Annotated in this window: 25 protein-coding genes and 3 tRNA genes; 14 read left to right on the plus strand and 14 right to left on the minus strand. The window is 70.3% G+C overall.

Features of this window, described 5'->3' with window-relative positions:
* Positions 1-128: 128 nt before the first annotated feature.
* The 3 genes from mtrA to RT323_RS08140 are packed head-to-tail and all read right to left on the minus strand — an operon-like array spanning position 129 to position 3,466.
* A complete protein-coding gene (mtrA, locus tag RT323_RS08130; protein ID WP_313406881.1) occupies positions 129-830 on the minus strand; it encodes an MtrAB system response regulator MtrA in 702 nt (233 codons plus the stop codon).
* Position 831: 1 nt separating this feature from the next.
* Positions 832-2,259 carry an adenosylhomocysteinase gene (gene ahcY, locus RT323_RS08135; protein ID WP_313406884.1) on the minus strand — a complete coding sequence of 476 codons (1,428 nt, stop codon included), beginning with the start codon at positions 2,257-2,259 and terminating at the stop codon, positions 832-834.
* Positions 2,260-2,308: 49 nt separating this feature from the next.
* A complete protein-coding gene (locus RT323_RS08140) occupies positions 2,309-3,466 on the minus strand; it encodes a PrsW family intramembrane metalloprotease (protein WP_313407000.1) in 1,158 nt (385 codons plus the stop codon).
* Positions 3,467-3,543: 77 nt separating this feature from the next.
* On the opposite strand from RT323_RS08140, the gene RT323_RS08145 reads away from it, so the two are divergent.
* Together RT323_RS08145 and RT323_RS08150 are read left to right on the plus strand one after the other, a co-directional pair.
* Positions 3,544-3,617 (plus strand) — tRNA-Arg (locus RT323_RS08145).
* Positions 3,618-3,641: 24 nt separating this feature from the next.
* A complete protein-coding gene (locus tag RT323_RS08150; protein WP_313406887.1) occupies positions 3,642-3,857 on the plus strand; it encodes an amphi-Trp domain-containing protein in 216 nt (71 codons plus the stop codon).
* Positions 3,858-3,928: 71 nt separating this feature from the next.
* On the opposite strand, the gene RT323_RS08155 is transcribed toward RT323_RS08150, so the two are convergent.
* Positions 3,929-4,687, minus strand: a complete 759-nt coding sequence (locus tag RT323_RS08155; protein ID WP_313406890.1) for a thioredoxin domain-containing protein — start codon at positions 4,685-4,687, stop codon at positions 3,929-3,931.
* A 93-nt stretch (positions 4,688-4,780) separates the two neighbouring features.
* A complete protein-coding gene (locus tag RT323_RS08160) occupies positions 4,781-5,170 on the minus strand; it encodes a hypothetical protein (RefSeq protein ID WP_313406892.1) in 390 nt (129 codons plus the stop codon).
* Between the two features lie 68 nt (positions 5,171-5,238).
* On the opposite strand from RT323_RS08160, the gene RT323_RS08165 reads away from it, so the two are divergent.
* The 4 genes from RT323_RS08165 (at position 5,239) to RT323_RS08180 (ending at position 7,301) form a co-directional block, all read left to right on the plus strand.
* A complete protein-coding gene (locus RT323_RS08165; protein ID WP_313406894.1) occupies positions 5,239-6,051 on the plus strand; it encodes a thioredoxin domain-containing protein in 813 nt (270 codons plus the stop codon).
* Positions 6,048-6,656 (plus strand): oligoribonuclease, encoded by a 609-nt coding sequence (orn, locus tag RT323_RS08170; protein WP_313406896.1) that lies wholly within the window; start codon positions 6,048-6,050, stop codon positions 6,654-6,656. The genes RT323_RS08165 and orn overlap by 4 nt, the downstream gene beginning before the upstream one ends.
* 54 nt (positions 6,657-6,710) lie before the next feature.
* Positions 6,711-6,786, plus strand: a tRNA-His gene (locus RT323_RS08175).
* Positions 6,787-6,878: 92 nt separating this feature from the next.
* On the plus strand, positions 6,879-7,301 hold the full coding sequence (locus tag RT323_RS08180) for a DUF1801 domain-containing protein (RefSeq protein ID WP_313406899.1): 423 nt from the start codon (positions 6,879-6,881) through the stop codon (positions 7,299-7,301).
* A gap of 4 nt (positions 7,302-7,305) precedes the next feature.
* On the opposite strand, the gene RT323_RS08185 is transcribed toward RT323_RS08180, so the two are convergent.
* The 4 genes from RT323_RS08185 to glpK are packed head-to-tail and all read right to left on the minus strand — an operon-like array spanning position 7,306 to position 12,164.
* The gene (locus tag RT323_RS08185) at positions 7,306-7,860 is read right to left on the minus strand and encodes a nucleosidase (protein WP_313406901.1); all 555 of its coding nucleotides are present in this window, start codon (positions 7,858-7,860) and stop codon (positions 7,306-7,308) included.
* A complete protein-coding gene (locus RT323_RS08190) occupies positions 7,857-9,584 on the minus strand; it encodes a glycerol-3-phosphate dehydrogenase/oxidase (protein WP_313406904.1) in 1,728 nt (575 codons plus the stop codon). The genes RT323_RS08185 and RT323_RS08190 overlap by 4 nt, the downstream gene beginning before the upstream one ends.
* 19 nt (positions 9,585-9,603) lie before the next feature.
* Positions 9,604-10,662, minus strand: coding sequence for an alpha/beta hydrolase (locus RT323_RS08195; protein WP_313406906.1), 1,059 nt, complete (start codon positions 10,660-10,662; stop codon positions 9,604-9,606).
* Positions 10,659-12,164: a glycerol kinase GlpK gene (glpK, locus tag RT323_RS08200; protein ID WP_313406908.1), complete on the minus strand. Its 1,506-nt coding sequence runs from the start codon at positions 12,162-12,164 to the stop codon at positions 10,659-10,661. Before glpK ends, RT323_RS08195 begins: the two co-directional genes overlap by 4 nt.
* A gap of 134 nt (positions 12,165-12,298) precedes the next feature.
* Between glpK and RT323_RS08205 the strand changes: the two genes are divergently transcribed.
* The 5 genes from RT323_RS08205 to RT323_RS08225 all read left to right on the plus strand — a co-directional run bounded on the left by RT323_RS08205 (position 12,299) and on the right by RT323_RS08225 (position 16,632).
* Positions 12,299-12,553 carry a hypothetical protein gene (locus RT323_RS08205; protein WP_313406910.1) on the plus strand — a complete coding sequence of 85 codons (255 nt, stop codon included), beginning with the start codon at positions 12,299-12,301 and terminating at the stop codon, positions 12,551-12,553.
* A gap of 304 nt (positions 12,554-12,857) precedes the next feature.
* Positions 12,858-14,393, plus strand: a complete 1,536-nt coding sequence (locus RT323_RS08210) for an NAD(P)/FAD-dependent oxidoreductase (RefSeq protein WP_313406912.1) — start codon at positions 12,858-12,860, stop codon at positions 14,391-14,393.
* A 34-nt stretch (positions 14,394-14,427) separates the two neighbouring features.
* Complete coding sequence (locus tag RT323_RS08215; protein WP_313406914.1) at positions 14,428-14,823, plus strand: hypothetical protein; 396 nt, start codon at positions 14,428-14,430, stop codon at positions 14,821-14,823.
* Positions 14,824-14,857: 34 nt separating this feature from the next.
* A complete protein-coding gene (locus RT323_RS08220) occupies positions 14,858-15,961 on the plus strand; it encodes a histidine kinase (protein WP_313406916.1) in 1,104 nt (367 codons plus the stop codon).
* Positions 15,958-16,632, plus strand: a complete 675-nt coding sequence (locus RT323_RS08225; RefSeq protein ID WP_313406919.1) for a response regulator transcription factor — start codon at positions 15,958-15,960, stop codon at positions 16,630-16,632. Before RT323_RS08220 ends, RT323_RS08225 begins: the two co-directional genes overlap by 4 nt.
* A 186-nt stretch (positions 16,633-16,818) precedes the next feature.
* On the opposite strand, the gene RT323_RS08230 is transcribed toward RT323_RS08225, so the two are convergent.
* Positions 16,819-17,034 (minus strand): hypothetical protein, encoded by a 216-nt coding sequence (locus tag RT323_RS08230; protein ID WP_313406920.1) that lies wholly within the window; start codon positions 17,032-17,034, stop codon positions 16,819-16,821.
* A 196-nt stretch (positions 17,035-17,230) separates the two neighbouring features.
* On the opposite strand from RT323_RS08230, the gene RT323_RS08235 reads away from it, so the two are divergent.
* Positions 17,231-17,306, plus strand: a tRNA-Lys gene (locus tag RT323_RS08235).
* A gap of 40 nt (positions 17,307-17,346) precedes the next feature.
* Here RT323_RS08235 and RT323_RS08240 read toward each other — a convergent pair.
* On the minus strand, positions 17,347-17,598 hold the full coding sequence (locus RT323_RS08240) for an acylphosphatase (protein WP_313406923.1): 252 nt from the start codon (positions 17,596-17,598) through the stop codon (positions 17,347-17,349).
* Positions 17,599-17,642: 44 nt separating this feature from the next.
* The gene (locus RT323_RS08245; RefSeq protein WP_313406926.1) at positions 17,643-17,885 is read right to left on the minus strand and encodes a helix-turn-helix domain-containing protein; all 243 of its coding nucleotides are present in this window, start codon (positions 17,883-17,885) and stop codon (positions 17,643-17,645) included.
* Positions 17,886-17,949: 64 nt separating this feature from the next.
* Between RT323_RS08245 and RT323_RS08250 the strand changes: the two genes are divergently transcribed.
* Positions 17,950-18,405, plus strand: coding sequence for a MarR family transcriptional regulator (locus tag RT323_RS08250; protein ID WP_313406927.1), 456 nt, complete (start codon positions 17,950-17,952; stop codon positions 18,403-18,405).
* Positions 18,402-18,707: a hypothetical protein gene (locus tag RT323_RS08255; RefSeq protein ID WP_313406930.1), complete on the plus strand. Its 306-nt coding sequence runs from the start codon at positions 18,402-18,404 to the stop codon at positions 18,705-18,707. The genes RT323_RS08250 and RT323_RS08255 overlap by 4 nt, the downstream gene beginning before the upstream one ends.
* Before the next feature lies 1 nt (position 18,708).
* On the opposite strand, the gene nhaA is transcribed toward RT323_RS08255, so the two are convergent.
* Together nhaA and RT323_RS08265 are read right to left on the minus strand one after the other, a co-directional pair.
* Positions 18,709-19,959, minus strand: coding sequence for a Na+/H+ antiporter NhaA (nhaA, locus tag RT323_RS08260; protein WP_313406933.1), 1,251 nt, complete (start codon positions 19,957-19,959; stop codon positions 18,709-18,711).
* An 85-nt stretch (positions 19,960-20,044) separates the two neighbouring features.
* Entirely contained in the window at positions 20,045-20,518 is a 474-nt protein-coding gene (locus RT323_RS08265) for a PaaI family thioesterase (protein ID WP_313406936.1), read from the minus strand.
* Positions 20,519-20,528 lie beyond the last annotated feature (10 nt).

The raw sequence follows: 20,528 nt of genomic DNA on the forward strand, positions 1-20,528 counted from the left end.
GAGCCCGCCGGCGACGTCGCGCAGCAGCGCCCAGCCGACGACGAGGATGACGGCCGTGCTGAGCGCGACGGTGTTGATGACGACCCGGGTGCGCAGCGAGCGCCGCCACAGGCCGATCAGCCGGCGCATCAGGCCGACGCCGGATCGATCGCCTGGTAGCCGACGCCGCGCACCGTACGGATGACGCGCGGGTTGTCGGCGTCGTCCTCGATCTTCTGGCGCAGGCGGGTCATGTGGACGTTGACGAGCTTGGTGTCACCGGGATGGTGGTAGCCCCAGACCTTCTGCAGCAGCACCTCGCGACTGAAGACCTGCTCGGGCGCCGAGATGAGGCACGCCAGCAGGTCGAACTCGAGCGGAGTCAGCGAGACCGGACGACCGTCGCGAGTGACGGTGTGGGCCTGCGGGTCGAGCACGATCGTGCCGAACTCGATCCGGGCCCCCAGTGGGTCGCTGCGACGCAGCCGTGCCTTGATCCGCGCCAGCAGCTCGCTGTTGCGGAACGGCTTGGTGATGTAGTCGTCCGCCCCCACCTCGAGACCGTCGACGATGTCACGCGTGTCGCCCTTGGCGGTCAGCATGATGATCGGGACGCCCGAGACCTCGCGGATCTGACGGCACACGGCCATCCCGTCCATGCCCGGCAGCATCCGGTCGAGCAGGACGACATCGGGCTTGAACTCCAGGAACGCCGCCATCACGGCATCGCCGGTGCGACAGACCTGCGTGCGGAAGCCCTCGCCCTCCAGCACGATCGCGAGCATCTCGGCCAACGAGGCGTCGTCGTCGACGACGAGCACGCGATCGTGCTTGGGGCGGCGCTGGGACATGTCAGTAGCGGTAGTGGTCCGACTTGTAGGGGCCGGCCACATCGACGCCCAGGTAGGCGGCCTGCTCCTTGCTGAGCTCGGTCAGCTCGACGCCGAGGGCGTCGAGGTGCAGGCGGGCGACCTCCTCGTCGAGGTGCTTGGGCAGCACGTGGACGCCCAGCTCGTACTGGTCGGCCTTGCTGAACAGCTCGATCTGCGCGAGCACCTGGTTCGTGAAGGAGTTCGACATGACGAACGACGGGTGGCCGGTGGCGTTGCCGAGGTTGAGCAGGCGGCCCTCGGACAGCACGATGATCTTCTTGCCGTCGGGGAAGATCCACTGGTGGACCTGGGGCTTGATCTCGTCCTTGACGATGCCGGGGATCTTGGCCAGGCCGGCCATGTTGATCTCGTTGTCGAAGTGGCCGATGTTGCCCACGATCGCCTGGTGCTTCATCTTCTCGAAGTGCTCGACCCGGATGATGTCGAAGTTGCCGGTCGTGGTGATGAAGATGTCGGCGGTCTCGACGACCGACTCGAGGCGCTTGACCTCGTAGCCGTCCATCGCCGCCTGGAGCGCGCAGATCGGGTCGATCTCGGTGACGATGACGCGCGCACCCTGTCCACGCAGCGACTCGGCCGAGCCCTTGCCCACGTCGCCGTAGCCGCACACGACCGCGACCTTGCCGCCGATCATGACGTCGGTGGCGCGGTTGATGCCGTCGATCAGCGAGTGGCGGCAGCCGTACTTGTTGTCGAACTTGCTCTTGGTGACCGAGTCGTTGACGTTGATCGCCGGGAAGAGCAGCGTGCCCTCGCGGAAGCGGTCGTACAGGCGCAGCACGCCGGTGGTGGTCTCCTCGGAGACACCCTTGATGTCCTTGGCGATGTTCGTCCAGTGCTGCGGCTTGGTCTCCAGCGAGCGGGCCAGGACGCGCAGCACCTCCTTGAACTCCTCGTTGTCGGTGCTGTCCTGCGGCGGGACGGCACCGGCCTTCTCGTACTCGACGCCCAGGTGCAGCAGCATCGTGATGTCGCCGCCGTCGTCGAGCAGCACGTTGGGCCCGCCCTCGGCGAAGTCGAAGACCTTCTCGGCCTCGTCCCAGTACTCGGCGAGGGTCTCGCCCTTCCACGCGAAGACCGGCGTGCCCTGCGGGTCGTCCGGCGTGCCGTTCGGGCCGACGACGACCGCGGCAGCAGCGTGGTCCTGGGTGGAGAAGATGTTGCAGGTCGCCCAGCGGACGTCCGCGCCCAGCGCGGTGAGGGTCTCGATGAGGACCGCCGTCTGGACCGTCATGTGCAGCGAGCCGGCGATGCGGGCCCCGGCCAGCGGCTTGCTGTCGCCGTAGCGCTCGCGCATGGCCATGAGGCCCGGCATCTCGTGCTCGGCGAGGTCGAGCTCCTTGCGGCCGTACTCGGCGAGGGACAGATCCTTGACGCGATAATCCATTCCACCAGAGTACCGGCGAGTACCGCGCGTCACCGAATCGACGCGACAGTCAGCGGACACCGGGTGGCAGGGCCGGGGGGAAGCGCAGGAACGGGCGCAGACCCCACATCCGGTCGAGCAGCGCGTAGGTGCGATCCGTGCCGTTCGGTCCGGCCTTGCCGAGCATGACCGCGTCGTGCAGGAACGCCGCCTCGGTGGCCAGGCGCTGGTAGCGCCTGACGGCGTCGACGGCCTCGGGGCCGAACTGCTTCGCATGGCGGCGGCACTGGCTGCGGCGGCCGAAGCGTACGAGCCATGGGACCTCGGCGGGGTGGATCCAGCCCCGTGCGGCGATGTCGGTCAGCGCACGAGCCAGCGTGGCGGTCTGGCGCAGGCGCAGGACGATCGCCATGACGACCAGCACGATGAGCATCAGCGACAGCACCGCGTACGCGAGCAGGAACCCGGCGGCGCCGACCATCACGATCGATCCGTTCCACAGGGCGTGCAGCCCCACGCTCACGAGGTAGCCCAGCAGCACGAGGCCCCAGCGCTGGAGGGCCGACGAGCGACCGACGGCCAGGCCCATCGCGATGCCGATCGCTGCCGTGAACAACGGGTGCGCGAAGGGACTGAACAGTCCGCGGATGACGAAGGTGGCCGTGGCCATCTGAGGGCCGGCGAGACTTGGCATGTCCGAGTCGAGGCCGAGGTAGCTGACGGCGTAGTAGCCGACGTTCTCCATCGCGGCGAATCCGATGCCGACCAGGCCCGACACGATGAGGCCGTCGAGCACGCCGTCGATGATCCGGCGCATCCGCACCAGCGTGAGCACGACGAACAGCCCCTTGGCGAACTCCTCGGCCACGGGAGCACCGATGCTGATGAGCCAGTCCTCGCTCATGCCCAGCGCGGACATCGCGATCTCGAGCGGCAACGCGATGCCGACCGCGATCACCGCGCCCCACACGAAGGCCGCGGCGGTGTACCGGAACGGCTCGGGCTCGACCCGGTCGAGCCACCAGTAGGCCAGCAGCACGAACGGCAGCGGGATCAGGGCGTAGACGATCGCCAGGGACGCGCCGGCGACAGACCCGGACCGGGAGGCGATGAACACGGCTCCGGCCGCACCGACCACGGCCGCGATCCACACGAGGACGACCAGCAGCGTGCGCCCACGCTGGCGCAGCGGGTCCACGTCAGAGGGCAGCACACGGGTATCGGTCATCGTCACGCGGACAGCCTAGGGCGCAGGCCCGACACCGCAGTCCGGGCGCAGAACCCACCGATAGTCTGACTCCCGAGGCGCCCGTAGCTCAGCTGGATAGAGCAAGAGCCTTCTAATCTCTAGGTCGCAGGTTCGAGTCCTGCCGGGCGCGCTGTTCCCACCGAAGGAGATCGTCATGGACCTGTTCGAGACCGACCAGACCCAGCGCCTCTCGCGCGAGGACGCAGCCGCGAAGCTGCGTGCCCTCGCCGACGCGCTCTCGCGCCACAACTCCGTGGAGTTCCAGAAGAACGGCCACCGCATCACGGTCGACGTCCCCGACGAGGTCGAGCTCAGCGTCGAGATCGAGATCGGCGACGAGAACGAGCTCGAGATCGAGCTGCGCTGGTGAGCTGAGCTTCCCCGCCAACGACAGACGACCGGCCGCTCGCATCGCGAGCGGCCGGTCGTCGTGGTGCTGGGTCAGGCCTTCTTGGCCGCGTCGATCGCCTTCTGGATGCTCGCGGGCGAGACGTCCTCGATCTTCTTGTCGGCGACGAAGACGGTCGGCGTGCCGGTGACCCCGCGGTCCTGGGCGGCCTCGCGGGCCTCGCCCAGCCACGGCACGTACTCGCCGGAGCGGATGCACGACTCGATGTCGGCGACACCCGACTCCTCGGCGACGGCGCTCAGCTCGGAGGCCGACGGCGAGCCGCCGCCCTCGTAGTACTTCTCGGCGAACAGGGCCGAGTGCATCGACCAGAACGCCGCGGGATCCTCCTGCTCGGCAGCGCAGACGGCTGCGTTCATGACGTCGTGGGCCGGGCCCTCGGACGCCTGGCCGTCCATGATCGTCATCGGCATGAAGCGCAGGACGATCGCACCCGCGTCGGCCTGCTGCTTGAGCAGCGCACCGGTCGAGCTCTCGAACTCACCGCAGTGCGGGCACAGGAAGTCCTCGTACACCTCGACGACCGGCGCGCCGTCGGCCGCCGGGGTTGTGGCCGGGAACTCGAAGCCGCCGTTGTCACCCTCGCTGAGCGTCTTCGGCACCACGACGTCCTGCTGCTTGGCGTTCGAGTTGGACATCGACTTGATGCCCCACCCGGCGGCGCCGATCAGGATGACGACGACCGCGACGATCGCCACGGTGATGAGGTTGCGCTGGCGCTTGTCGGCCTTCTCGCGCTCCTTGCGCATCTGCTCGGCGCGGGCGGCGCGGGCCTGACGGTCGTTGGTCACGTGGGTGCTCCTCGAACGGGGTGGGTCAACCAGCGGAAGCCTACCCGTTGCGGGCCAACGCTCAGTCTCGTCGGCCCGCAACGGGAGCGTGGCCTACGCCTCGTCGACCTTGGTCTGGGTCCACGCGATCGGGTTGGGAATGCTCCCGTTGCTCGCGTTGCCGTAGGAGACGCTGTAGGTGACCCGCGAGCCCTCGGGGAGCTCGAGATTGCGCGTCGTCTTCTCACCCTTGCCCTTCGAGTTGATCAACCACGACGACTTCACCACCGAGGTGTACGTGACCTGGACGGACTTCCCGTCAGCAGCGCGGTCCCACAGCGTGAAGACCTCTCCCGCGGCGGCGAACGACGCTTCCGCGCGAGTGCTTCCGCTGTGCGAGAGCTTCACGGTGGACGAGGCGTTGGCAGTTCCGGGAAGCGTCACCACGAGAGCAACGGACGCGAGGACCACTCCTCCAGACCGGACACCATGCAAGATCTTCATGAAACCCTCCGATTCGAACCTGTTGAACTCGGTGTTCAACTGCGAGTTACGCACACTATCGTGAACTCGTGCCTCCCGAGTACCTCCCTGACGACAGCCGGATCCGGCGCGAAGCGCGTCAGCGCGCAGCCGCCCAGCGCCGCGCCGCTGCCGAGACCAGCGAACGGCGCACGCGGCGGGCTCGCAGGCTCGGCCTGCTCGTCGCAGGACTGTCGGTCGTCGCCGCCGGCGTGATCCTTCACCCTCGGCTCGGACCGAGCACGACGGAGGACTTCGTGGCGGACGTCCGCTCGACCGGCCGAGCAAGCATGTCGCTGGGCGGGTCGGGCGATTCGCGACGAGAGATCGTCATCATCGAGGACTTCGGGTGCGAGGGATGCTCCACCCTCGCCGCATCGACGCGCTCGGACCTTCGTCGCGAGATCGCTGCCGGCACCACATCCGTCACGTTCCAGCCACTGACGTTCCTCGACGAGCTGAGCTCCAGCGCCTGGTCCACACGGGCCGCCAACGCCGCCTTCTGCGCTGCGGAACTCGGTTCGCCGGAGTCCTACGAAGCTGCACGTGCATCCCTGTTCGCGTTGCGCTTCGAGGGCTCACGGGACGAACCTCACGACGACGAGCTCGCGGCAGCGATCGATGCTGTCGTCGGCGACGGAAAACAGGACGAGGTCCGTGCGTGCATCAGCGCCCGACCGTGGAAGGCCGCTCTCGACCGGGCCACGACGACCTGGAAGAGCGAGGACCGACTTCACACCGTTCCTGCTGTGATCGTGGACGGGAAGGAGCTGCAGGGCCCGATCGACCCGCAGACGGGAGAGCCAACGGTCCCCGACCGTGACGCGCTGCTCGAAGCGCTCGCGCATAGGGTGGCGGGGTGAACGACAAGCTGGTGTGGGTCGACTGCGAGATGACCGGGCTGTCCCTGCAGGACGACGCCCTGATCGAGATCGCCGCCCTCGTGACCGACTACGACCTCAACGTCCTGGGCGAGGGGGTCGACCTCGTGATCAAGCCCCCGCAGGCCGCCCTCGAGCAGATGAACGAGGTCGTGACGCAGATGCACACGACCTCGGGGCTGCTCGACCGGCTGGCCGACGGCATCAGCGTGCGCGAGGCCGAGGAGCAGGTCCTCGAGTACGTCCGCGAGCACGTCACCGAGCCCCGCAAGGCCCCGCTGGCCGGCAACTCGATCGGTACCGACCGTGGCTTCCTGGCCCGGGACATGGTCGAGCTCGAGGCGTTCCTGCACTACCGCGTCGTGGACGTGTCATCCATCAAGGAGCTGGCGCGCCACTGGTTCCCGCGCGCCTACTTCGCGGCTCCCGAGAAGGGCGGCTCCCACCGCGCCCTGGCCGACATCCGCGAGAGCATCGACGAGCTGCGGTACTACCGCCGCGCCGTGTTCACCGCCGACCCGGGCGTCGACTCCGAGACCGCACGCGCGATCGCGGCCGAGATCGCGGCGGGCACCCCCTCCGAGTAGGAGCCGCGCGCGGCATCCGGTAGACTCGTCGCGCTGTGCCGCGAGGCGCACATGGTGGGTGTAGCTCAGTTGGTAGAGCACCGGCTTGTGGTGCCGGTGGCCGCGGGTTCAAGTCCCGTCATCCACCCCATGCTCGGCCCGGAATCTTCGATTCCGGGCCGATTGCACTTTCTGGGAGCGCCGCCCGGCTCGGTTGTCGTTGGAGTGGACCATCATGGGTCCATGGCCGCGAACACGACCCAGCCCACCGATGCCGACGTCGACGCGTTCCTCGACGCGGCCACCCCCGCCCGACGCCGCGAGGACGGTCGTCGCCTCGCCGAGATCATGCGCGACGTCACGGGAGTCGACCCGGTGATGTGGGGCCCGTCGATGGTCGGCTTCGGCAGCTACCGGTACATCTCGCCCTCGGATCCGCGCCGCCGGGATGACTGGCCCAAGGTCGCCTTCTCGCCGCGCAAGGCGCAGCTCTCGCTCTACGGCCTCAAGGACCTGCCCGAGGGTGCCGCCCTCCTTCCGCAGCTCGGCACCTACACCGAGGGCGCCGGATGCGTGTACGTCAAGAAGCTCGATGAAGTCGACCTCGACGTCCTGCGCAAGCTGGTGGAGATCGCCTGGAGCCGCGAGGACGACCCCGAGCCCTGAGCCGTCACGCCAACTCGTCGCGCAGCCAGTGCCCCAGCAGGCGTGCGCAGGCGTCGACCACGGCCGGCCACTCCAGCGCGGAGTCGTCCGCCGCGTCGCTGACGACCTTGACCAGCCGGAACGGCACCTGCGCCAGCTGACAGGCGCGCGCCACGGCGAAGCCCTCCATGTCGACCAGGTGCGCACGCTCGGCGATACGGTCACGCGCGCCCGGGTCGGTCACGAACAGGTCGCCGGTCGCGAGCACGCTCCCGTCCCCGCCGGGTACCGCGATCTCGTCGACGGCCTCGTGGCCCAGCGCGCGGATCGCCTCGGCGGACAGGTCGTGGTTCACGACGGTCGACGGCAGGAACACCCCCGTCAGGCCGGGACGCAACGCGCCCGCCGTGCCGATGTTCAGGACGACGTCCGGCCGGGACTCGGCGATCGCCGCCGCCGTCAGTGCGGCCGCCTCGACCTTGCCGATGCCCGTGAGCACCAGCCGCACGCCGTCGGGGACGTGGGCCGCCTCGGCCTTGGTCGCCGCGACGACGAGCACGCGGGAGGGGTCCGGACTCATCCGTGCGCCACCGGCACGACGTCGGGGGCACCCATGCGGGCGGCGTCGGCGGTCTCGTCGTCGGGCATCGTCTGGCTCTCGCGCTCGGCCTCGACGCGCTTGAGGTAGTGGTCGACCTCGCGCTCACGCTGCTCCTGCGACCAGCCGAGCACCTCGGCCATCAGCGAGGCCGCCTCGTCGGCGGACTCCGTACCGCGGTGGAAGGTCTCGATCGAGATCCGCGTGCGCCGCGCCAGGATGTCGTCGAGGTGCCGGGCGCCCTCGTGGGTGACCCCGTAGACGACCTCGGCGCGCAGGTAGTCCTCGGTGCCGGCGAGCGGCTCGGCCAGGTCGGGGCGCTCCGCGATCAGGCCCAGCACCTCGGAGGTCAGGGACCCGTACCGGTTCAGCAGGTGCTCGATCCGGCCCACGCCCACGCCGCTGACCTCGGACAGGGCGTGCCGCTGGTTCCACAGGGCGGTGTAGCCGTCGGCGCCGAGCAACGGGATCTCGTCGGTGCAGCTCTGCGGCACCCGCCGGTCGAGCAGCGTGCCCATCTGCTGCACGGCGGCGTCGATCGCGTCCTTGGCCATCACGCGATAGGTCGTGTACTTGCCGCCCGCGATCACGACCAGGCCCTTGACCGAGGTCGAGACGGCGTGCTCACGCGACAGCTTGCTGGTGGCCTCGTCCTCGCCCGCCAGCAGTGGCCGCAGGCCCGCGAAGACGCCCTCGACGTCCTCGGGCACCAGCGGCTCGAGGAGCACCTGGTTGACGTGGTCGAGCAGGTACTGGATGTCCTTCGCGCTGGCCGCCGGATGGTCCTTGCTGAGCGACCAGTCGGTGTCGGTCGTGCCGATGATCCAGTGGCGGCCCCACGGGATGACGAACAGGACCGACTTCTCGGTGCGCAGGATCAGGCCGGACTCGCCCCGGATGCGATCGCGCGGGACGACGAGGTGGATGCCCTTGCTCGCGCGGACCTTGAACTGGCCCCGCTCCCCCGCGAACGACTGGGTCTCGTCGGTCCAGACGCCGGTGGCGTTGACGACCTGACGGGCGCGGACGTCGATCTCGCGGCCGGACTCGAGGTCCTTGACCCGCGCGCCGACGACACGGTCGCCCTCGCGCAGCAGGTCGATCACGCGCGTGCGGCTGGCGACGTGCGCGCCGTAGGCGGCCGCCGTGCGCGACAGGAACATCGTGTGGCGCGCGTCGTCGACCTGTCCGTCGTAGTAGTGCAGGGCCCCGACCAGGGCGTCCTTGCGCAGCGCCGGCATGATCCGCCGCGCGCCGGTGCGAGTGAGGTGGCGGTGGCGCGGCACGCCGCGCGAGCGACCGGACAGCAGCGCCATCGAGTCGTACAGCGCGACCCCCGAGCCGGCGTAGAACCGCTCCCACACGCGGTGCGTGAGCGGGTACAGGAACGGGACCGGCTTGACCAGGTGCGGGGCCAGCGTGTCGATGAGCAGGCTGCGCTCGCCGAGTGCCTCGGCGACGAGCCGGAAGTCGAGCATCTCGAGGTAGCGCAGGCCGCCGTGCACGAGCTTGCTCGAGCGGCTCGAGGTGCCGGAGGCGAAGTCGCGCGCCTCGACGAGCCCGACCGACAGGCCGCGGGTCGCCGCGTCCAGTGCGGCGCCGCCGCCGACGACGCCACCACCGATCACGAGGACGTCGAGGGTCTGGGAGGCGAGCGCGTCGAGCGCCTCCTCACGATGCTGCGGGGACAGGGCTACCGATCGCATGCCGCCCAGTCAACCAGTCTCAGGCCACCGCCGCCTCGATCGCCCGCGCGATGCGGATGGTCGCCTCGCGCGCCGGGCGACTCACGCCCGTCACGTTGATGAAGGCGTGGATCAGCGAGCCTTCGCGTGCCAGCTCGGTGGGCACGCCCGCCTGCTCGAGGCGACGGGCATAGGCGATCCCCTCGTCGCGCAGCGGGTCGAAGCCGGCGACCGCGACGAAGGCGGGCGCCACGCCGCCGAGGTCCTCGGCCAGCAGCGGCGAGGCGCGCGGGTCCAGGGCGTCGGAGGGGTCGGCGAGGTACCGCTCGCGGTACCAGTCCATGTGCTTCTCGGTGAGGAAGAAGCCGTCGGAGAACTCGCGGTACGACGGGTGCTTGGTGGACAGGTCCGTCACCGGGAAGAGCAGCACCTGCAGGACCGGCGTGACGTCACGGCCGCGCAGCTGCTGGGCCAGCACGGCGCTGATGTTGCCGCCCGCGCTGTCACCCGCGACCACGATGCGCGAGCGGTCCAGGCCCCAACCCGGCGCCCGGTCCACGGCGAAGTCCCACGCAGCCATGGCGTCCTCGATCGCCGCGGGGAACGGGTTCTCGGGAGCGAGCCGGTAGTCGACCGACAGCACGTCGACCCCGGCCTCGCGAGCCAGGAAGCGCACGGCCGAGTCGGTGCTGCGTCGGTCCCCCAGCACCCAACCGCCACCGTGGAAGTAGACGACGAGTCCCTTCGAGTCGGTCGCCGCGCGGTACCGCGTGGCCGGGATCGGGCCCGCGGGACCGGGGATGACGAGGTCCTCCTCGACGGCGAACGGTGGATGCACGTCGGCGAAGACAGCGGCCTCGTCCAGCAGCATGTGCCGAGCCTTCTCGACCGGGTGGTCGCTGAAGTCACCACCCGGGATGCGATTGAGCACCGACAGCGCGACCGCGATCTCGGGCGCGAGCCGCTCGCCGTCGGCATTGACCGGAGCCCGGCGGCCCAGTCGCTCGACGAGGCTCTCAGGCAGCCGGGCGAACCCGCGGATCACGGCGCGCTCGAGCCGCAGCGCCGGTGCGAGCCGGTGCGTCGTCGCGGCGCTCACTCGACCCAGCCCAGCGTGCGCTCGACGGCCTTCTTCCAGTTGCGGTAGCCCTCGGTGCGCTGCTCGTCGTCCCACGCCGGCGACCAGCGCTTCGACTCGGACCAGTGCGCCGCCAGCTCGTCGGTGCTGGACCAGAACCCGACGGCCAGCCCGGCCGCGTACGCGGCGCCCAGGCACGTCGTCTCGGCGATCGTCGGCCGGCTCACCTCGATGTCGAGGATGTCGGCCTGGATCTGCATGCACAGCTCGTTGGCGGTGATCCCCCCGTCCACCCGCAGCACCTCGAGGTCGATGCCGGAGTCGGCGATCATCACGTCGACGACGTCCTTGCTCTGGTAGCAGATCGCTTCGAGGGCGGCCCGCGAGACGTGCGCGACGGTGTTGTAGCGCGAGAGGCCGACGATCACGCCGCGGGCGTCCGGACGCCAGTACGGCGCGAACAGTCCGCTGAACGCGGGCACGAAGTAGACGCCGCCGTTGTCGTCGACTGTCTCGGCGAGCGACTCGGAGTCGGCCGCTTCGTCGAACACCTGCAGCTGGTCGCGCAGCCACTGGATCGCGGAGCCCGTGACGGCGATCGAGCCCTCCAGCGCGTACACGGGGTCCTCGTCGCCGAAGCGATACGCGACGGTCGTCAGCAGTCCGCGCTCGGACCGCACGATCTCGGTCCCGGTGTTCAGGACCAGGAAGTTGCCCGTGCCGTACGTGTTCTTGAGCATCCCGGGCTCGAAGCAGGCCTGGCCCACGAGGGCCGCGTGCTGGTCGCCCAGGTTGCCGGCGAGGACCACCTCGGCGCCGAACGCTCCGTCGGCGGTCGTGCGGCCGAACTCCTGCGACGAGGACGTGATCTCGGGGAGCATCGCACGAGGCACGTCGAAGATCTCGAGCAGCTCGTCGTCCCAGTCGAGGTCCTCGAGGTTCATCAGCATCGTGCGGCTGGCGTTCGTCACGTCGGTGACGTGGATGCCGCCGTCCGTACCGCCGGTGAGGTTCCAGATCAGCCACGTGTCGATCGTCCCGAAGAGGGCGTGCCCCGCGTCCGCGTCAGCGCGGACGCCGTCCACGTTCTCGAGGATCCAGTGCAGCTTCCCGCCCGCGAAGTACGCCGCGGGAGGGAGGCCGGCCTTGGCGTGGATGACCTCGCCCTTGCCGGACTCGTCGAGCTGCTTGGCGAGCTCGGCGGTGCGGGTGTCCTGCCAGACGATCGCGTTGAAGTACGGCTCGCCCGTGCGCCGGTCCCACACGACGGTGGTCTCGCGCTGGTTCGTGATGCCGACGGCGACGAGATCCTCGGCCGTGATCCCGGCAGCCTTCAGCCCCTCGGCGACGACGGTCTCGGTGTTGCGCCAGATCTCGGTCGCATCGTGCTCGACCCACCCGGCCTTCGGCATGACCTGCTCGTGCTCCACCTGGTGGCGACCCACCTCGGCGCCATCATGGTCGAACACCATGAACCGCGTGCTGGTCGTGCCCTGGTCGATCGCTCCGACGTACTGCGTCATGCGCGTCACCCTAACGGCGGAGGGCGTTGCCGTGTCATGCGAAGAGGTGGTCCGGACCGCCGCTTCGTATGAGGAATGCCCCGCCTGTGGAAGGGCGTTCGACGTCCGGCGGCGGACGACGTCACGCTCACCCCATGGATCGGAGCCTGCTCGCCCTCGCCCAGCTCCAGGAGCAACTGCTCAGTCGTCGTCAGCTGTTCGCCGGCAGCGTCACCCGCGCCACCCTCGGAGCCCACCTCAGCGCCGGCCGCTGGCGCAGCTGGGGCAGGCACACGATCGCCCTGCACTCGGGACCGCTGCCGGAGCGCGCGCTGTGGTGGCGCGCCGTCATCGAGGCCGACCGCGAGCGATGCTCGACGGTGTGTCCGCGCTCCAGGCAGCGGGGCTGACCGGCATCGAGGCCAACACCGTGCGCGTCTCCGTCCCTCGGGGCGCGCGGGTCCCGAAGGTGGCCGGCGTGACCGTGCGACAGACCCGGCGATTGTCCCGCGGGGACCTCGCGGGACCCGGCCTTCCACGGGTCAGACCAGACCTCGGCCTGCGAGTCGCCCCCTCCCAGTTCCTCGCCCAGGTCCGGCAGGCACTGATCGACGGCGGTTGGCAACCGACCGCCTGACGTCATGCGAAGCGGTCGCTGGGACCACCGCTTCGGATGACATGTCAGTCGGACCTCCCCGCGGCTTAGGCTGAGGCATGGCCCAGCGCGTCGTCATCGTCGGAGCAGGACACAACGGACTCGTGGCGGCGGCCCTGCTCGCCCGCGCGGGCGTGGAGGTGCTCGTGCTCGAGCGGCTCCAGCGGGTCGGTGGCGCCGCGGTCAGCGCCCCGGCGTTCGACGGGCACGACGCGCGGCTCTCGCGCTTCTCGTACCTCGTCAGCCTGTTCCCACAATCCCTCATCGACGACCTCGGACTCGACCTCGAGCTCCGCTCCCGCGACACCGCGTCGTTCACTCCGTGGCGGCGCGACGGACGCGCCGGTGGGCTGCTCGTCGAGACCGAGGCCGGCGAGGCCACCCGCGCGAGCTTCGCCGAGCTGACGGGCGGTGACGAAGAGCTCGCCGCGTGGGAGCGGTTCTATGCCGAGGTCGGCACGGTGGCCGAGACGATCGCGCCGACGCTGCTCGAGCCCCTCCCCCACATCGGCGACCTGCGCGACCGGGTCGAGATGGCGATCTGGACCGACCTGGTCGAGCAGCCGATCGGCACCGCCATCCGGCGACGCTTCGCCGACGACGTGGTCCGTGGCGTCGTGGCGACCGATGCCCTCATCGGGACGTTCGCGTCCCTCGACGAGCTGTCCCTGGTGCAGAACCGGTGCTTCCTCTACCACCTGATCGGCAACGGCACGGGCGAGTGGCGCGTGCCGGTGGGCGGGATGGGCGCCGTGACGGCGGAGCTGGCGCGGGTCGCGACCGAGGCCGGCGCGACGATCCGGCTCAACTCCGAGGTCGACGGCATCGACGTGAGCGACGTGGACGTCACGGTCTGCGGGGACGGGTTCGTCGAACGAGCCGACCACGTGCTGTGTGGCGCCGCGCCCCACGTGTTGGAGAGGCTGCTGGGGCACTCCCCGGCCTCGAAGCCGGCGGGAGCGCAGCTCAAGCTGAACATCCTGCTGTCGCGCCTGCCCGCGCTCGCGTCCGGTGCCGATCCGCGCGTCGCGTTCGCCGGGACGTTCCACCTCGACGAGTCCTACGACCAGCTGGAGCGGGCTCACCGCGCCGCCGCCGAGGGACAGCTGCCCCCCGCGACCGGCGAGTTCTACTGCCACACCCTCACCGACCGCTCGATCCTGGGCGCCGAGCTGCGCGACTCCGAGGCCCAGACGCTCACCTACTTCGGGTTGCACACTCCTCCCGGCGTACTGGACGTGCCGGGTGCGAAGGACGAGGCGGTCGCCCGGGTGCTCGCGGCCCTGGACTCCCACCTGGCCGAGCCGATCGAGCCGCTCATCCTCGGGCTCGAGGCCAAGACCCCGACCGAGATCGAGCACGAGCTGGCCATGCCGGGCGGGCACATCTTCCACGGTGACCTGGCGTGGCCCTGGTTGGAGGAGGGCGAGCACCCTCGCACGCCCGCCCAGCGGTGGGGTGTCGCCACGGCCCACCCGCGGGTCCTGCTGTGCGGCAGCGGCGCTCGTCGCGGAGGCGCGGTCAGCGGGATCGGCGGCCACAACGCGGCCCGGGCGCTGCTCGCCACGTTGGTGGCGGATACCGCTGCAGGATGATGCGGCCGAGCGAGCACATCGGCCACACTGAGGCATGACCATCGACGACACCGCTGATGTCACCGTCCCTGCCGGGTCCCTCGCCGTCCATCGAGTCGGCCCGGACGGCTCGCCCACCGAACGGATCGCGGTCGCTCGACCCGTGACCTCGAGCGCCGCCCTCATCGAGCCGGACGCCGACGACACGACGGACCCGCCCGGCTTCCTGGACCATCGCCCCGTGCCCCCGGCGCTGCCGCTGGTCCTCGTCGACGACGCGGGTGTCGCCGTTCCCGTGCTGGAGGTGCACACCTCCGATCGCAGTCCCTCGATCGCCCTCGAGACCGAGGAGCCGGTGCTCTCGGTCGTGCCGTCCGACGATGACGAGCCCGACCCCTTGCCCGGTCGGTCGGTCTGGTGCACCATCTTCCCGCGCATGCGGGGCTGCTGAGCGCGTGCGTCGCCACGCGGTGGCGGCTGCCTGCGTGGCCGTCCTCGTCGCCGTCGAACTGCTGGTCTGGGACGGCGACACGTCAAGCCGCTTCGGGGGCACAGTCCCGGCCACCCTGCTGATCGCGCTGGCCTTCGTGAGCGCCGTGGCCGCCGTCGCGACGTGGCGGTGGCCGGTTCCCGCCTCGCTCGTCGTGTGGGCCTGTGCGCTGGTCGCGATCCCGGTCCCGGCGTGGCAGCCCTTCGGTGCCGTCCTCGTCGCCCTGTACGTCGTCGCGCGCACCACGTCGGCCGAGGTCTCGAGGCCGGCCTTCGCGCTGGCGCTCGTCCCACTCGGGGTGAACGCGTGGAACAGCGCCGGATGGCGGTCCGAGGTGACCGCCGCGACGCTCGCGCCGGTCGCCGGCATCTGGCTCCTGGTGGCCTTCGCAACCTGGTGGGCCGGACGGGCGGGCCACCGGTCCGCCTCACGAGTCCAAGACCTCGAGGAGACGCTGCGCAGGACCGAGGCCGAGGTCCGGGCTCAGGAGCGCCGCGCCATCGCTCGGGACCTGCACGACATCGTCGCGCACGCCGTCACCGCGATGGTGCTGCGCTCGGCAGGAGCCCGTGCAGCGACGACCGATCCCGACCTCACGCGCGCCCTGCAGGACGTCGAGGCCTCGGGTGCCCAAGCGATCCGCGAGCTCCACCGCCTGCTGCACACGATGCACGGCACGGATCCCAGCGACGCGGACCGGCGATCCGGACTCGCGGACCTCGGCGTGCTGGTCGACCGGACCCGCGCCAGCGGCCTGGTGGTCGAGTTGATCGAGCACGGCCCGAGGCGCGCCCTGGACGCCTCCGTGGACCTGGCCGCCTTCCGCTGCGTGCAGGAGGCCCTGTCCAATGCGATGCGCCACGGCGGCGCCGGGACCGTGGTCGAGATCGTCCTGCGCTGGGACACGGACCTGCGGATCGAGGTGACCAGTCACGGCGGGTGGGGTGTCGCCCCCGACCTGCCACGGTCCGGCGGGTTCGGGCTCGTGGGCCTGTCCGAGCGGTTGGCCTCGGTGGGCGGAGCGCTCTCGAGCGGGCCGACCCGCGAGGGGTTCCGCGTCGACGCCACCCTGCCGGCCGCGGACGCGGCGGTCCCATGAGTGCTATCCCGGTCCTGGTCGTCGACGACCAGCAGGTCGTGCGGGCGGGCCTGATCATGCTGCTGCAGTCGAGTGCGGGGATCCGGGTCGTCGGCGAGGCCGGGGACGGCGCCGAGGCGGTCCGCCTCGTGGCGGACACGAACCCCTCAGTCGTCCTGATGGACCTGCGGATGCCGGGGACCGACGGCGTCCGGGCGACGGCTGCGATCACGGCGCAGGAGGGCCCCCGTGTGTTGGCTCTCACGACATTCGACGACGAGTCGCTCATGTACGACGCGCTGCGCGCAGGCGCCAGCGGTTACGTGCTGAAGGCGGCGGCCCCGACCGAGCTCGTGGAGGCCATCCGGCGCGTGCACGCCGGTGAGTCCTGGATCGATCCGACGATGGCCGGCGCGGTCATCGCGGCGTTGCGGGAGCGGGTGGTCACCGACGGCGGAGACGCCCACGCCATCACCGGAGTCTTGACACCGCGCGAGCAGCAGGTGCTACGCCTCGTGGCCCTCGGATTGTCGAACCGCGACATCACCGAGAGGTTCGTGCTCTCGGAGGCGACCGTGAAGACCCACGTCGCACGGATCCTGATGAAGACGGGGTCGCGCGACCGCGCCGCGGCCGTCGCGTTGGCGTGGCAGACGGGTTTCGTCCGGCAGGGCGAAGGCCTCGAACCCTGAGCGGGATCGAGGCCTTCGCGCACCTGCGGATCGGTCACCGAGGCAACCAGTCCTGCCAGTCGTCACAGCCGGCGTACGGGCATGGACCCGGAGGGTAGTCCCGGGGCCACTGGACCGCCTGCGCGGACGTGACGCCCACTGCCATGAGGCCGGCGACCATCGCGCCGACCATGGCGGTCCGGCGCCTCACTGGACCGCCTGGCACGCGATGTCGACCCGGTGGCCCAGGAACGAGCTGCTGATGATCGTCGCGCCGGTGCGGGCGTTCGTGTACGTGTGTGTGCCGTTGGCGTTCGCGCTCGTGTGGATCAGGGTGTCGGCGGCGGCGAGCCCGGCACTGGCGAAGATGGCCGAGCCGGCGAGCACGGTGGCGGCGATGCCGCGTCGAATGCTGGTCTTCATGATGTCCCCGTTTCGTTGCGAGGCCGGGCTGTCCGGCCGGTGACACCCACCCTTCCCCGATCCACTGAGCGGGACATCAGCCTCGCGCGGCAAGTTGAGGTACCGCCGTGGGATGACGTCTCGAGCTCGCTCACGGGTGGGCCGATTTCGCGGCGTGCGGGGGTGTGCGCTAATGTTGTCCACGCGTTAAGCGCAAGCACCCCTAGCTCAATTGGCAGAGCAATTGACTCTTAATCAATGGGTTCTCGGTTCGAGTCCGAGGGGGTGTACCAGCATCACGACAGGCCCCGGTTCGCCGGGGCCTTCGTCGTCTCAGCGCACCTCGAAGCCCCTGGTTCCGGTCGGCGACGCCTCGGTGACGTCCGTCCCGTCGACGCTCGCGCCCGGCGGCCCCTGCGCCATCCATGCCAGCACCTGGTCCACCTGCTCGGACGGCCCTTCGAGCTCAGCCTCCACCGTTCCGGCGGGCCGGTTTCTGACCCAGCCGCCGACGCCCGCGCGCTCGGCCACCACGCGCATCGAGTCGCGGTATCCCACGCCCTGCACACGGCCGCGGACGGTCACGTGTACGCGCCTCGCGTCCCGGGTCGCCTGCACCGCAGGACCTGTCAGCCCGGACCGTGCTGCTTGATCGCGCGACTGATGCTGGTGTGCGAGACACCCACCTCGTCCGCGATCTCCTGGTACGACATCCCCGCCTCGATCGCGACCGCGAGGGCCTCGGCCCAGTCCTTGCGCGCCTTCTCCATCGCCCGCTCGTACTCGGACGTCGCCTCGTCGTAGGAGGCGCGTGCCTCGCGCAGTGCGCGCGGCACCGACTCGTCGTACTCACTACGGTGCCGGAACGCCATGTGCCCAACTTACGACCCCGATCGACGATTTGGTGAGGGCACGAATGATCAGTAGGCTCACGATGTGGAACACCGCAACCCCCTCTCCCTCGACGAGCAGGTCTGCTTCGCCCTGTCGGTCGCTTCGCGGGCCGTCATCGGCTGTTACCGCGACGTGCTGGCGCCGCTCGGACTGACCCACCCGCAGTACCTCGTGATGCTGGCACTGTGGGAGAACGACGGCCTCACCCTGCGTGCGCTCAGCGACGTCCTGCGACTCGAGCCGGCGACCGTGTCGCCGCTCGTGAAGCGGCTCGAGGAGGCCGGGCTGCTGCGTCGCGACCGCCGTGCCGGCGACGAGCGCGCCTTCTGCCTGACCGTCACCGACCAGGGCCGTGAGCTGCGCGAGCGCGCCCTCGCCGTGCCCACCACGATGCTCGAGCGGTTCGAGATGGAGCCCTCCGAGCTCGTGCTGGTGAACCGCTGGCTGCACCAGCTGATCGACCGGGCCGACCGCGCCCAGGAAAGGACCCCCGCATGAGTACCCGGATGCCGGATTCGTCGGAGGAGTCGCTCAACATCGTCCGCCGCCGCATCCTGGCGATCACCTGGGTCGTCACCGCGATCCACGGACTGTTCGGCGCGATCGGCGCCGCCTACGCGCTGGGCCCCGACCGACGAAGCGACCAGGTCATCCTGCTGGTCGTCTCGGTGCCCCTCGCGCTGATCATCTACGGCGTGACGGTCGTGATCCTGGACAAGCCCATCATCGGCTGGAGGACCACCCCATGGCTGGTGCTGCTGCTCGGGTTCTGCGTCGCCGGGTTCGTCTGGGTGCTCTGAGTCACCGCTGGAACGCGTCGGGGATCCCGTCGGCGTCGTCGTCGCGGGACTCCTGCTCCTGGACCAGCCGGTAGTGCCGGTTGCGCGACCGCAGCACGACCGCTGCCAAGGTGGCGGCCAGCAGTGAGCCGACGAGGACACCGATCTTCACGTAGTCCTCGAGGTCCTCGCGGACGAACGCGAGCTCGCCGATCAGCAGCGAGACGGTGAAGCCGATGCCGGCCAGCATCGCGACACCCGTGACGTCGATCCAGCGGATGCTGGGGTCCAGCTGGGCGCGGGTCGTCGCCGACAGCAGCATCGAGCTGCCGACGATGCCGATGGGCTTGCCCAGCACGAGACCCGCGACGATCCCCCACGTGACGGCCGATCCGAACGCACCGGAGAGCACGTCCCCCGACACCGCGACTCCCGCCGCGAAGAAGGCGAACAGCGGCACCGCGATCCCGGTGGAGATCGGCCGGACCGCGTGCTCCATCCGCTGGGCCTCGCTCGCGTGACCCTTCGCGGGGACGGTGAACCCGAGCAGGACGCCGGCCACGGTCGCGTGGACGCCGGACTCGTGCATGAAGACCCACGTCAGCACCGCCAGCGGGATCAGCAGCCACCACCAGCGGGGCGCACGACGCACGACGACCGCGAAGACTGCGAGCGGGACGAAGGCCGCCGCGAGCATGACCAGGTCGAGCGAGGCGGTGTAGAACACCGCGATCACCGTGATCGCCAGCAGGTCGTCCACGACCGCGAGGGTCAGCAGGAAGGTGCGCAGGGCGGCCGGCAGGGAAGTTCCCAGGACGGCCAGCACGGCCACGGCGAAGGCGATGTCGGTCGCCGTCGGAATGGCCCACCCTTCCGTCGTACCGTTCCCGCGGTTGATCGCGACGAAGATCAGGGCCGGGACGACCATGCCGCCGACGGCGGCGACGACCGGCAGCATCGCGCGACGCGGGTCGCGCAGGTCCCCGGCGACGAACTCGCGCTTGAGCTCCAGCCCGACGACGAAGAAGAAGATCGCCAGCAGGCCGTCGGCGGCCCAGTGGGCGACGGTGAGGTCCAGGTGCAGGGACTCGGGTCCGATCCGCGTGGCGGCGAGGTCGAAGTACTGCTCGGACCACGGCGAGTTCGCCAGGACCAGCGCGGCGACGGCCGCGACCAGCAGGATCGACCCGCCGACGGTCTCGCGACGCAGGACGTCGGCGATGCGGGCCGTCTCGGGCCAGCTTCCTCGGGAGAACAGGCCAGGAGTGCTCATGGGCTTCCTTCAGGGGTCGGTGGCAGGACGCCGACCAGACTTCCCGGCACACCAGCCTCCACCCTACCGGGCAGGGCGCCGGGGTTCAGGAGTAGATCATGCAGGTGGTCGTGCCGTGCGCGACGAGCTTGCCGTCCGGATCGTGCACCTTGCCCTCGGCCGTGGCCGTGCTGCGCCCCACGTGGATGATCGAGCCCGTGCCGACGAGCGTGCGGCCGTCCACCGGAACCGTGCGGATGTAGTTGACCTTCAGCTCCAGCGTCCCGTAGCCCACGCCGGGTCCGAGCTTCGTGTGCACCGCGCAGCCCATCACCGAGTCCAGAAGCGTCGCGCACGCCCCTCCGTGCAGGGTGCCCAGCGGGTTCGCGGCCGTCGGCAGGGACTGGATCGAGAACGAGACCTCGCCGTCGCCGAGCGAGAGGATGTCCATCCCGAACAGGTCGCCGATGACGGGCGGGCGCTGCTCGCGCGGAAGCGAGAAGGCCCAGCGCAGGAACTCCAGTCCCGACATCTGCGAGACCGCGGCCAGTTGCTCGTCCGAGAGCGGCATGTTCGTCATGGTCGCCACT

Origin of the sequence: Aeromicrobium sp., assembly GCF_032084975.1 — a bacterium.
Classification (GTDB): Bacteria; Actinomycetota; Actinomycetes; order Propionibacteriales; family Nocardioidaceae; genus Aeromicrobium.

Excerpts from the sequence above, each read along its gene's own strand:
- mtrA (WP_313406881.1), bottom strand. The coding sequence starts at position 830 with ATGTCCCAGCGCCGCCCCAAGCACGATCGCGTGCTCGTCGTCGACGAC.
- ahcY (WP_313406884.1), bottom strand. The coding sequence starts at position 2,259 with ATGGATTATCGCGTCAAGGATCTGTCCCTCGCCGAGTACGGCCGCAAG.
- RT323_RS08140 (WP_313407000.1), bottom strand. The coding sequence starts at position 3,466 with ATGACCGATACCCGTGTGCTGCCCTCTGACGTGGACCCGCTGCGCCAG.
- RT323_RS08150 (WP_313406887.1), top strand. The coding sequence starts at position 3,642 with ATGGACCTGTTCGAGACCGACCAGACCCAGCGCCTCTCGCGCGAGGAC.
- RT323_RS08160 (WP_313406892.1), bottom strand. The coding sequence starts at position 5,170 with ATGAAGATCTTGCATGGTGTCCGGTCTGGAGGAGTGGTCCTCGCGTCC.
- RT323_RS08180 (WP_313406899.1), top strand. The coding sequence starts at position 6,879 with ATGGCCGCGAACACGACCCAGCCCACCGATGCCGACGTCGACGCGTTC.
- RT323_RS08185 (WP_313406901.1), bottom strand. The coding sequence starts at position 7,860 with ATGAGTCCGGACCCCTCCCGCGTGCTCGTCGTCGCGGCGACCAAGGCC.
- RT323_RS08190 (WP_313406904.1), bottom strand. The coding sequence starts at position 9,584 with ATGCGATCGGTAGCCCTGTCCCCGCAGCATCGTGAGGAGGCGCTCGAC.
- glpK (WP_313406908.1), bottom strand. The coding sequence starts at position 12,164 with ATGACGCAGTACGTCGGAGCGATCGACCAGGGCACGACCAGCACGCGG.
- RT323_RS08205 (WP_313406910.1), top strand. The coding sequence starts at position 12,299 with ATGGATCGGAGCCTGCTCGCCCTCGCCCAGCTCCAGGAGCAACTGCTC.
- RT323_RS08210 (WP_313406912.1), top strand. The coding sequence starts at position 12,858 with ATGGCCCAGCGCGTCGTCATCGTCGGAGCAGGACACAACGGACTCGTG.
- RT323_RS08215 (WP_313406914.1), top strand. The coding sequence starts at position 14,428 with ATGACCATCGACGACACCGCTGATGTCACCGTCCCTGCCGGGTCCCTC.
- RT323_RS08225 (WP_313406919.1), top strand. The coding sequence starts at position 15,958 with ATGAGTGCTATCCCGGTCCTGGTCGTCGACGACCAGCAGGTCGTGCGG.
- RT323_RS08230 (WP_313406920.1), bottom strand. The coding sequence starts at position 17,034 with ATGAAGACCAGCATTCGACGCGGCATCGCCGCCACCGTGCTCGCCGGC.
- RT323_RS08245 (WP_313406926.1), bottom strand. The coding sequence starts at position 17,885 with ATGGCGTTCCGGCACCGTAGTGAGTACGACGAGTCGGTGCCGCGCGCA.
- RT323_RS08255 (WP_313406930.1), top strand. The coding sequence starts at position 18,402 with ATGAGTACCCGGATGCCGGATTCGTCGGAGGAGTCGCTCAACATCGTC.
- nhaA (WP_313406933.1), bottom strand. The coding sequence starts at position 19,959 with ATGAGCACTCCTGGCCTGTTCTCCCGAGGAAGCTGGCCCGAGACGGCC.
- RT323_RS08265 (WP_313406936.1), bottom strand. The coding sequence starts at position 20,518 with ATGACGAACATGCCGCTCTCGGACGAGCAACTGGCCGCGGTCTCGCAG.